Here is a 10,465-nt window from a genome sequence, read left to right on the forward strand (position 1 = left end):
GTACCAGTGCGGATCGGTTATCCTCGCGTGACTTTGTCTCACCGCACCGGAGATCCCTCACCATGAAGCCGCCGCTCCTGCTGATCGGGCAGGGCTCCCAGGACGACGCCTACGCCGCGGAGTTCGGCAGGTTCGTCCACCGCCTGCGTTGCCGCCTCGACCAGACGGGCGCCGACGTATCGGGTGGCTACCTGGAGCGGGCCACGCCCCGGCTCAGCGAGTCGGTCGCCTCCCTGGTGGCCCGAGGGCACCACCGGCTCGTGGCGCTGCCGCTCAGCCTGAACAGGCTGGACGAGGAGCTCTCCGACGCGCTGGCCCTGGAGCAGCGGCGGCACCCGACCCTCATGTACGACTACGGCCGCCCTCTCGGCCCCGACCCCCGCGTGCTGGCGCTGCTGGCCGAGCGGCTCAAGGAGGCCGCGGCCGACATCTCCCGGCCCCGCGCGCTCGAACTCGTCGGCGCCCGGCCCCGTCTGCGCCCCGTGGACGCGACGCCGACCGACGACCTCCACGCGCACGTCGAGCCGGGGGAGACCGCGGTCGTCCTGGTCGGCGAGGGCTCCACCGACGCCACCGCCAACGCCGAGATCCACCGGGTCTCCCGGCTGTTCTGGGAGACGCACGCCTACGACTACATGACCGTGGAGACCGCGTTCGTGTCGCTCACCCCGCCCGGCGTGCCCGGCGGGCTCGAACGCTGCCGCCGCCTCGGGGCCAAGCGCGTGATCGTGGTGCCCTACCTGCTGTTCGCGGGCGGCATGCTGGAGCGCGTGTGGGCGCAGGCCCTGGCCTACGGCGCGGGGCACCCCGACCTCGACATCCGGTGCGCCGAGGTGATCGGCGACTGCGAGACCCTGGCCGACGTCGTGATCGATCGTTACGAGGAAGCGCTGCGGCTCGTCCCGCAGGAGGAGGCCGTCCGTGCTCGCTGAGACCATCGCCGCCATCCGCTCCGCCGACCCGCAGGCCGTCGCCGACGCCCGCGCCCACCAGGACCGCCTCACCAAGCCGCGCGGCTCCCTCGGCGTCCTCGAGGAGATCGCGGTACGCCTCGCGGGCGCCGCCGGCGTCAGCCCGCCGCCGATGCCGGGGCCCGCGGCGCTGGCCATCTTCGCCGCCGACCACGGTGTCTACGCCCGCGGCGTCTCCCCGTGGCCGCAGGAGGTGACGGTGCAGATGGTCGCCAACTTCCTGGCCGGCGGCGCGGTCGCCAACGCCTTCGCGGCCCAGGCCGGGGTGTCGGTGACCGTCGTGGACGTGGGCGTCGCCGCCGACCTGCCCGGCGCGCCCGGCCTGGTCGACCGGAAGGTCGCGTACGGCACCGCCGACATGACCCAGGGCCCGGCGATGACCGCCGACCAGGTGCTCCAGGCGTTGGAGGTGGGCGTCAGCGTGGCCCGTGAGCTGGTCGCGAAGGGCGCGCGCTGCCTGATCACCGGCGACATGGGCATCGCCAACACCACCGCCTCCGCCGCGCTCGTCTCCGTCTTCACCGGCAAGGACCCGGCCGAGGTGACGGGGCGCGGCACGGGCATCGACGACGAGACGTACGGACGCAAGATCGGTGTCGTCCGCGAGGCCCTGCGGGTGAACGCGCTGTCCGGCGCCTTCGAGCCCGGCGAGGCGTTGCGGGCGCTGGCCGCGGTCGGCGGGTTCGAGCACGCGGCCATCACCGGCTTCATCCTGGGCGGCGCGGCGGCGCGCGTGCCGGTGGTCCTCGACGGCGTGATCGCCGGCGCCGCCGCCCTCGTGGCAGCCGCGCTCGCGCCCGCCTCGGCCGACCACTGCGTGGCGGGTCACCGCTCCGCCGAGCCCGGTCACGCCACCGCGCTCGCACACCTCGGCCTGCGCCCGCTGGTCGACCTGGAGTTGCGGCTCGGCGAGGGCACGGGCGGCCTGCTGGCGTACCCGACGCTGTGCGCGGCCGTCCGCGTGATGCACGAGGTCGCGACCTTCGATTCGGCGGGAGTGACGGAAAAGTCCGTGTGATGATGGGGCCGTGTCACGTTATGGAGCGATGTACGGCCCCGACATCACCTTTCTCGGTATAGACCGCTGCGACGTCGCCGATCCGGCCAGTTACGAGGGCGCCGACGTGGTGATCATCGGCGCCCCGTTCGACGGCGGGACCTCCAACCGGCCGGGCGCCAGGTTCGGCCCGATGGCGCTGCGCCAGGCCTGCTACCTGCCGCACGACGGCTCCAGGCCCAGCCTGGCGCTGCGCGTCGACGCCCTGCGCGACCTGCGTGTGCTCGACGCGGGCGACGTCGAGTGCTACTCCGGCGACGTGGAGGGCTCGCTGGCGGCGATCGAGGAGGCCGTGCACCGCATCGCCGCCTCCGGGGCGATCCCGCTGGTGCTCGGCGGCGACCACACCGTCGCGCTGCCCGACGCGCGGGGCACCGCGCGGGCGTACGCGCCGGGCCGTACCTCGATGATCCACTTCGACGCCCACGCCGACACCGGCGACATCAGCTTCGGCCACCTGTACGGCCACGGCCAGCCCATGCGCCGGCTCATCGAGTCGGGGGCGATCAGGGGCGACCGGTTCCTGCAGCTCGGGCTGCGCGGCTACTGGCCGGAGCCCGAGACGCTGAGCTGGATGGCCGCCCAGAACATGCGCTCGTACGAGATGACCGAGATCGTCGCCCGCGGGCTGGAGGAATGCCTGACGGAGTCCTTCGGGATCGCGCTCGACGAGTGCGACCAGGTCTTCCTGTCGGTGGACATCGACGTCTGCGATCCCGGGCACGCCCCCGGCACCGGCACGCCCGAGCCGGGCGGGCTCACGGCCAGGCAGCTCCTCGACGCCGTGCGCCGGATCTGCTACGAGCTGCCGGTGGCCGGGATGGAGGTGGTCGAGGTGGCACCGCCCTACGATCACGCGGACATCACCGCGTACCTCGGGAACCGGGTTATCCTTGAGGCCCTGTCAGCGATGGCCAGACGCCGCAGAGACGACGAAGGCGGGCCGCGCTGGGATCCGCGACAGCCTCTGCTTGACGGCCGTTAACACGTGCGCAGCAAATGACATGGTCGAAGCCGGTAGGTTTACCTCTTAACACAAGCTTCGCGAACGGGAGATTCCCCCCATGGGCCCATACCTCCTCGGCCTGCGGCTCTCCGGCCGCCGGGTTCTCGTGGTGGGCGGCGGCCGCGTCGCGCAGCGGCGGGTCCCCGCCCTGCTCGACGCAGGTGCGGAGGTCACCGTCGTGTCGCCGTCCGTCACGCCGGCCCTCGACGACCTGATCGCCGCCGGCCGCGTCACCTGGCACGCCCGGGCGTACGAAGTGGGCGACTGCGACGGCGCCTGGCTCGTGCAGGCCTGCACCGACGACCGCTCCGTCAACACCGCGATCGCCGCCGAGGCCGAGGCCAAGCGCGTGTGGTGCGTCCGCGCCGACGACAAGGACGCCTCCGCCGCCTGGACACCCGCCTCCGGCCGGGTCGGCGAGATCAGCGTGGCCGTCACCGCGGGCGGCGACCCGCGCCGGGCCGCCGGCATCCGCGACGCGGTCGTCGAGGCGCTGCGCGACGGCACGGTCGACGCCCGGCGCAACCGCACCAAGCCCGTGGGCGTGGCCCTCGTCGGCGGCGGCCCCGGCGACCCCGGCCTCATCTCGGTGCGCGGGCGACAGCTCCTCGCCCAGGCCGACGTGGTGGTCGCCGACCGGCTCGCGCCGCGCGCCCTGCTCGACGAGCTCGCCCCCGACGTCGAGCTGGTCGACGCCGCCAAGGTCCCCTACGGCAGGTCCCTGCCACAGGAGACGATCAACGAGCTGCTCGTCGACCGTGCCCGCCAGGGCAAGTTCGTGGTGCGGCTCAAGGGCGGCGACCCGTTCGTGTTCGGGCGCGGCGGCGAGGAGATGATCGCCTGCGCCCAGGCCGGCATCCCCGTGATCGTGGTGCCCGGCATCACCAGCGCTGTCGCGGTGCCCGCCGCCGCCGGGGTGCCGGTGACCCACCGCGGCGTCAGCCAGGAGTTCCACGTCATCTCCGTGCACGTGGCGCCCGACGACCCCAAGTCCACCGTCGACTGGCCGGCGCTGGCCCGTTCCCACGGCACGCTGGTGCTCCTGATGGCCGTCGAACGCCTGCCAAAAGTGGCCGAAGCACTCATCCAGTACGGACGTTCGCCGGAGACTCCCGTAATGGTGGTGCAGGACGGTACCCTTCCGACCCAGCGGGCGGTTGCCGCTTCGCTTTCCACCGTGGCCGACCGCGTGTCCGCGGCTGGGATACGGCCGCCGGCGATCGTCATCGTCGGCGACGTCGTGAGGGTCGGCCAGGAGGTCGAGATGGTTCGAGCGGAGCGCTTGCCGTGAACACGGCCATGGATGACGGGCGACACGAGTCACCTGGGGAGCAGACGTTGCGGTTCCGCCCGGTGACCGACGATGACCTCGAAGGGGTGCGTCCCGACGCCGGCCCCAACGGCGAGCAACCCCACCCCACACCCGACGAGTCCGACGACCGTTCTGGGCACGATCCTGACGGCCAGGGTGATCCTGGGCTCGGCGGGCGTTCGGGGCTGGGGTCCGACGATCGGCACGAGCCCGCGTTCGGCGGCGGTGCTGGGGCCGTACGTGACGACCGTCGTGAGCCCGGTGCGCGTGAGCGGCGTGACGGCGGGGAGTCGGGCGGGCCTCGTGACGGTGCGGCGGCGGGCGAGGAGGAGCCGCCTGCGCGCAGGCCGTCCCTCTTCGAAAAACCGGCCGCGCTGCGGCAACCGGCTCGGGTCTTCCCTCCGGCTGAGCCGGAGGAGCCGTCCGGGCGTCCGTCCCTCTTCGTCCGGCCCGCGTCGCTCGACGGTCCTGGCCCCGGCGCCGAGGTGTCTCTCGGCGGGCCTGACCCGGATGCCGGGGCGGGCACGGCACAGTGGCCGTCCGATGAGCGGCCGTCATCGGTCACCCCGTCCTTCACGGCCGAGCCGAGCGAGGAGAAGCGCTCCTCGGCTCCCCTGACCTCCGAGCGCGAGCGCGAGCGCGAGTCCGCGTTCGCGCTGCCCTCGGCCTCCGACGGGGACTCTGCGGACAAGGCCACCCCCGCGTGGCGTTCCGGTAGCGCCAGTGACGCGGAAGCAGACGCAGCCGTCGACGTGGCAGTGGACAGCGACACCGCCGAAGTGGGTCGCGGCGACGCCGCCGGAGTGCGGCCCGGCAAGACCGCGGAAGCGGGGAGCGCCGGCGACACCGTCGAAGACGGGGAGGCGACGCAGGACGACACCCCCGAGGCCGCCGTCACTGCGGCGAGCGCCGCTGAGACCGCTGCGACTGAGACGACCGGCACCTCCGACGCCTCCGCCGAGACGGGTGACGACGACGCCGCCAGGGCGGTGGCCGACGGCGCCGCCGATGCGAGCGGGCGTGCGGCGGGCAGCGAGCCCGCCGAAGCCGCCGGCCGTGCGGGCGATGGCCGATCAGCCAACCCTGCGACAGAGGCTGAGCCTCGCGAGGCGGCCAACGGTGGCGGAGATGGTGAGCCCCGCGAAGCGGCAGACCGTGCGGCCGACGGCGAGGCCGACGCAGTGGCCGGCCGTGTGGCGGACGGCGAGGACGGCGGGGCGGATGGGCGTACCCGGAAGGACAAGAGCGCCGAGGGGGGCGGGGAAGCTCCGAGCGGTGGGGTAGCCGAACCGGCGGCGGCCACGCCCGTCGGTGAGGGCGGGGCCGAGGAGGAGTTGCCCGCCGAGGTGGCGGAGGCGCTCACGGCGGCGCTCGCCACCCTGCGCGACACCGTCGCCGGCCTGCGCTTCGGCCTCGACCTCCCAGGCGCCGAGGAGGCCAAGAAGGCCAGGGCGGCCCTGCTCGCCCAGCTCGACGACTACGTGCTGCCCCGGATCAGGACGAGCACCGCCCCCGCCCTCATCGTGGTCGCGGGCTCGACCGGCGCGGGAAAGTCCACCCTGGTCAACAGCCTGGCCGAGAAGAACGTCTCACGCACCGGCGTACGCCGCCCCACCACGGGCACCCCCGTCCTGGCCTGCCACCCCGACGACCACAAGTGGTTCGCGGAGGGCGAGCTGCTCGGCACTCTCCAGCGCCTCGACAGGCCCGCCGCCGGCACCGCCGAGCACGGTCTGGTCATCGTCCCGACCGAGAAACTCCCGCAGGGCGTCGCGCTGCTCGACACCCCCGACATCGACTCGGTGGTCGAGGAGCACCACGAGATCGCCCACCGCATGCTCGACGCCGCCGACCTGTGGATCTTCGTGACCACGGCCGCCCGCTACGCCGACGCCCCCGCGTGGAGCCTGCTGCGGCTGGCCAAGGAGCGCGGCGCGCGGCTGGCCATCGTCCTGTCGCGGGTGCCGCAGAGGTCCACCGATGTGGTGCTCAAGCACTTCGTCCGCATGCTGACCGAGTACGGCCTGGGAGAGATCGACCGGTTCGTCATCCACGAGTCCAAGGTCGCCGACGGCAGGCTGCCCGACAGCGAGGTCACCGAGTTGCGGCTGTGGCTGGCCGAGCTGTCCGTCGACGACAAGCGCCGGGCGCGGGCCGTACGCGAGACCCTCGACGGCGTGCTCAACAGCTTCCGCACCCGCGTCCCCGCGCTGGCCAAGCACCTGGAGGCGCAGGTCGCGTTCCGGGCCGAGCTGCGCGGCGACGTGGAGGCGGCCTTCCTCGGGGCGCTCGCCGACCTCGACAAGGCCTCGAAGAACGGCTCGCTGCTCCACGGCGAGGTGCTCGCCCGCTGGCAGGACTTCGTCGGCTCCGGCGACCTCATGCGTTCGCTGCGGCTGCGCAGGCGCGGGCGGGCGGCCAGGCAGGCCCCCGAACGGGTGCTGGCGTTCAAGGCGGCGATCCGCGCCGGGCTCGAGTCGGTCATCGTCGCCGCGGCCAACCGGGCGTGCGAGGAGGTGGCCGCGCGCTGGCGGCACCGTTCCCCGCTGGGCGCCAAGCTGGCGGAGAGCCTCGACCGGCCGTCAGACGACCTCGTCCGCCACACCGGCCGGGCCATCGCGTCCTGGCAGGACCACCTGATGGAGCTCGTACGCACCGAAGGGGTGGCCAAGCGCTCGGTGTCGAAGGTCGTCTCGTTCGACCCCGACTCGCTTGCGCTGATCTTCATGGTCGCGATGTTCAGCGGCGGCAACGGCGAAGGGGTGCCTCACCGGCTCGTCAACGCCGTGCTCGGCGCCGAGTCCTTGCGCGGCATCGGCGCCAAGGCGTTGAGCGACCTGCGGGCCAGGGTCGGCATGCTGTTCGACGAGGAGGCGCTGCGTTACGCGCAGGCTCTAGACTCGGCCGGCATACCTGACGAATCCGCCGCAACCCGCCTATACCAGGCAACGTACAACTTTGAGGTCGCTCGATGACCACCATGACCACCAAGCCGGGGCTCGCCGCTCGGCTTTCCGCGCTCGCCAAGGTGGTGGAGCTGGGCCGAGGGCGGCTCGACAAGAAACTGCTCGACGAGGCCGCCATGCTGCTGCTGCAGGCCGGCGACCGGCTCAAGCTGTCGTCCGAGCACACCGTCGTCGCCCTCGCGGGCGGCACGGGCAGCGGCAAGTCGTCGTTGTTCAACGCGATCTCCGGGCTCGAGCTGTCGCCCACGGGCGTACGCAGGCCGACCACCGCCCGTACCCACGCCTGCGTGTGGGGTGTCGAAGGCGCCGGGCCGCTGCTCGACTGGCTGCAGATCCAGGAGCGCCACCGCTTCTCCCGCGCCAGCGCCCTCGACAGGGGCGACGGCCAGCTCCACGGGCTGATCCTGCTCGACCTGCCCGACCACGACTCGATCCGGGCGCTCGCCGACACCGAGGCTGACCGGCTCATCGGCCTGGCCGACCTCGTGGTGTGGGTGCTCGACCCGCAGAAGTACGCCGACGCCTCCACCCACCGCCGCTACGTGACGGAGCTCGCCGGACACGAGGCGGTGACGGTGTTCGCGCTCAACCAGGCCGACCGGCTGACCGCCGAAGAGCTGGCCGAGCTGGTCATCGACCTCAACGACCTGCTGCGCCGCGAGGGCGTCGAACACCCGAGCGTCGTACCGACCTCGGCCGCCACCGGGCGCGGCGTAGAAAGCCTCAAGAGCGTCGTCGCCACCGCGGTCGCTCGCCGGCGCGCCGCGATCCACAAGCTCGAAGCCGACCTGCACCGGCTCGAACGCCGCATCAGCGAATCCATGCCGCTGGGTGAGGCGCTGTCGTCGCCGTCGTCGGTCGACGAGGCCCGCCGGCTGGGCTTGACGGACGCGCTGTGCGACGCGGTCGGCGTGCCCGCGGTGGGCGACGCCATGGAGAACGTCTACGCCGAACGATCCAACCAGTGGGTCGGCTGGCCGTACCCGCGGTGGATCGGCAAGTTCCGTACCGACCCGCTGAAGAGTCTCCGGCTGGACGACGTGAGCAAGGAGATCCGCGGCATCACCACGGCCTCGGTGAGCGCGCAGTCGGCCGAGGTCGGCAACGCGGTGCAGGCGCTCGCCGACGGTCTGTCCATGGGGATGCACCCGGTGTGGCGCACGGCCGTGCACAAGGCGGCCAGGTCGAGGTCGGGCCAGCTGCCGCAGGCCCTGACGGACGACCTCGCCCAGGTGGCGCCGCAGCTCGACCGCGTGCCGACGTGGTGGCGGGTGCTCATGCTGTGGCAGTACTTCCTGGTGCTGGCCTTCGTGGCCGGCCTGGCCTGGCTGGCCGTGGGGCTGTTCATGCCGGAGCAGCTGCCGCCGTCGCTGGAGTTGCTTGGCGACAGCGCGACGCTGCCCTGGGTGGGGCTGGCCATGGCGGCCGTTCTGGGGCTGGGGGCGTTGTCGGGCATCGCGTCACGCAACTTCGTGGAGTTGGGGGCGTCGCGGGAGCGCGAACGGCTGGAGCGCGAGATGCGCCGCAAGGTCGCGGCGGTGTCGGCGACGATGGTGGTGGAGCCGGTGGAAGCCGAACTCAACCGCCACCACTCCTTCTACACCGCCCTCCGCGACCTGTCCGCCTGACACCCGAACGGCCGGACCGCCCTACTCGACCCCGCGGTCCCGGCCACCCAACCTCCCATGGTCCCGGGCACTTTCGTGGTCCCGGGCACCTAACCTTCGTGGTCCCGGGCACTCAACCTCTCGGTCTCCGACGCCGGCCGCCGGTGACGTCGGCGGCTGGGCGTCGTTCGGAGTCAGCCGTCAGCAGGCGAACCATTCCGCATTCGGCGGACGGGAGTCCGGCCCCGAGGGGTGGCCGGATCCTTCATCCACAGGCGTGGCGCACGCGCCTCCTCTTTCCACAGAACCCCGTTCGGCGATCTGCGACCGTGCCCGCCTGCGGCACCGTGTTCCCAGGTCGCGGGCAGTCGGCCCGCCGCATGGGAGGAATCACATGAACGACATCTACATCACGCTCACCGGAAACGTCGCGGCAGAGCCCAGGCAGTACAACTTCGACGACGGCACCAAGGTCACCTCGCTCAAGGTGTTCACCTCACACCGCTATTTCGACAAGAAGACAGGCCAGTGGACCGACGGTGAGCGGGTCTGCTTCACGGTCCGCTGCTGGCGTGCCCTGGGGGAGAACGTCGCCACCTCCGTCCGCGCGGGACACCCCGTGGTGGTGTCGGGCAAGCTGCGCATCCGCGAGTTCGGCGCGGAGAACGAGCGACGCTTCGTGCCGGAGATCGAGGCCAGCGCGGTGGGCCACGACCTGCGCTGGGGCACGGGCGCCTTCACCAAGCCCGAGCGGGGCGGGGTGGGCACGATCAGCAAGGAGATGCGCGACCGGCTGGACGAGGAGACCCGCGACTGGGCCATGGGCACCCGCGCCGCCCGCCCTGTCACCTCCGACCATGTCACGACAAGCCCGTTCAGCGCGGACGACGGGAACGTACGCATCCTGGGCGCCCCCACCCTCGGCGCCGACGCCGACGAAACGCCCGCGGACACCGCCGACCACCTGACAGAGGAACGAGTGGCAGCGTAACGCCCGCCCCGTGCGGGGGCGCCACACCAACCCAGCGCCCCCGCACGCCGGGCCCTCCAGGGGCGTCCCTCCGCCACGGATGTCACGCGGATCCGGCGCCCCGAACGCCGTGCACGCTGCTACGACAACGAACACAGCGTGAGCTCAACACCGAGTGGCCCCACCGTGATCAACACCCGGCACGGGATCATGCCCGCGCGCCGATCGGTACCCAGCACGCGATCACATCCGCGTGCCGATCAGCGCGAGCACGGGATCACGCCCGCGTGCCGATCAGTCCGGGCACGTGGCCATGGCGACGGGCTGAGCGCCGCGCCGATCCAGGTGGTCACGCCCAGAGCGGTGTCGCGTGCTGGGTCCGTATGTGACCGTTCATCGCACCGGCTGCTGATCAAGGAGGTCCGGGGGAGCGCGGCGGTTGGTCTGGGAGCGTACGAAGAGCTCCAGCGAAGGACCGCTGGGCAACGGCCTGTGGACAGAAGCGATCGCGCGGAGGTGCGGAGAGGCGGGGGGTGAGGAGCCCCGTGCGGCCGGATCTCGTGAGCGGATGGAGGA

At 72.7% G+C, this 10,465-nt stretch carries 7 protein-coding genes; all 7 read left to right on the forward strand.

The features are described from left to right. Window positions 1-62 precede the first annotated feature (62 nt). The 7 genes from E1286_RS23715 to E1286_RS23745 all read left to right on the forward strand — a co-directional run bounded on the left by E1286_RS23715 (window position 63) and on the right by E1286_RS23745 (window position 9,910). Window positions 63-932: a sirohydrochlorin chelatase gene (locus E1286_RS23715; RefSeq protein WP_132615641.1), complete on the forward strand. Its 870-nt coding sequence runs from the start codon at window positions 63-65 to the stop codon at window positions 930-932. Beyond that, entirely contained in the window at window positions 922-1,989 is a 1,068-nt protein-coding gene (cobT, locus tag E1286_RS23720) for a nicotinate-nucleotide--dimethylbenzimidazole phosphoribosyltransferase (protein WP_132615642.1), read from the forward strand. The genes E1286_RS23715 and cobT overlap by 11 nt, the downstream gene beginning before the upstream one ends. A gap of 10 nt (window positions 1,990-1,999) precedes the next feature. Further along, entirely contained in the window at window positions 2,000-3,013 is a 1,014-nt protein-coding gene (gene speB, locus E1286_RS23725; RefSeq protein ID WP_132615643.1) for an agmatinase, read from the forward strand. Between the two features lie 79 nt (window positions 3,014-3,092). Beyond that, complete coding sequence (gene cobA / locus E1286_RS23730; protein ID WP_132615644.1) at window positions 3,093-4,325, forward strand: uroporphyrinogen-III C-methyltransferase; 1,233 nt, start codon at window positions 3,093-3,095, stop codon at window positions 4,323-4,325. Window positions 4,326-4,387: 62 nt separating this feature from the next. Further along, window positions 4,388-7,321 carry a GTPase gene (locus E1286_RS23735; RefSeq protein WP_246075069.1) on the forward strand — a complete coding sequence of 978 codons (2,934 nt, stop codon included), beginning with the start codon at window positions 4,388-4,390 and terminating at the stop codon, window positions 7,319-7,321. After that, window positions 7,318-8,940 (forward strand): GTP-binding protein, encoded by a 1,623-nt coding sequence (locus E1286_RS23740; protein WP_132615645.1) that lies wholly within the window; start codon window positions 7,318-7,320, stop codon window positions 8,938-8,940. Before E1286_RS23735 ends, E1286_RS23740 begins: the two co-directional genes overlap by 4 nt. Window positions 8,941-9,313: 373 nt before the next feature. After that, window positions 9,314-9,910, forward strand: coding sequence for a single-stranded DNA-binding protein (locus E1286_RS23745; protein ID WP_132615646.1), 597 nt, complete (start codon window positions 9,314-9,316; stop codon window positions 9,908-9,910). Window positions 9,911-10,465 lie beyond the last annotated feature (555 nt).

It is taken from the genome of Nonomuraea terrae, from assembly GCF_004348995.1.
Classification (GTDB): domain Bacteria; phylum Actinomycetota; class Actinomycetes; order Streptosporangiales; family Streptosporangiaceae; genus Nonomuraea; species Nonomuraea terrae.

Coding starts and splice junctions, on each gene's coding strand:
- E1286_RS23715 (WP_132615641.1), top strand. CDS start 63: ATGAAGCCGCCGCTCCTGCTGATCGGGCAGGGCTCCCAGGACGACGCC.
- cobA (WP_132615644.1), top strand. CDS start 3,093: ATGGGCCCATACCTCCTCGGCCTGCGGCTCTCCGGCCGCCGGGTTCTC.
- E1286_RS23740 (WP_132615645.1), top strand. CDS start 7,318: ATGACCACCATGACCACCAAGCCGGGGCTCGCCGCTCGGCTTTCCGCG.
- E1286_RS23745 (WP_132615646.1), top strand. CDS start 9,314: ATGAACGACATCTACATCACGCTCACCGGAAACGTCGCGGCAGAGCCC.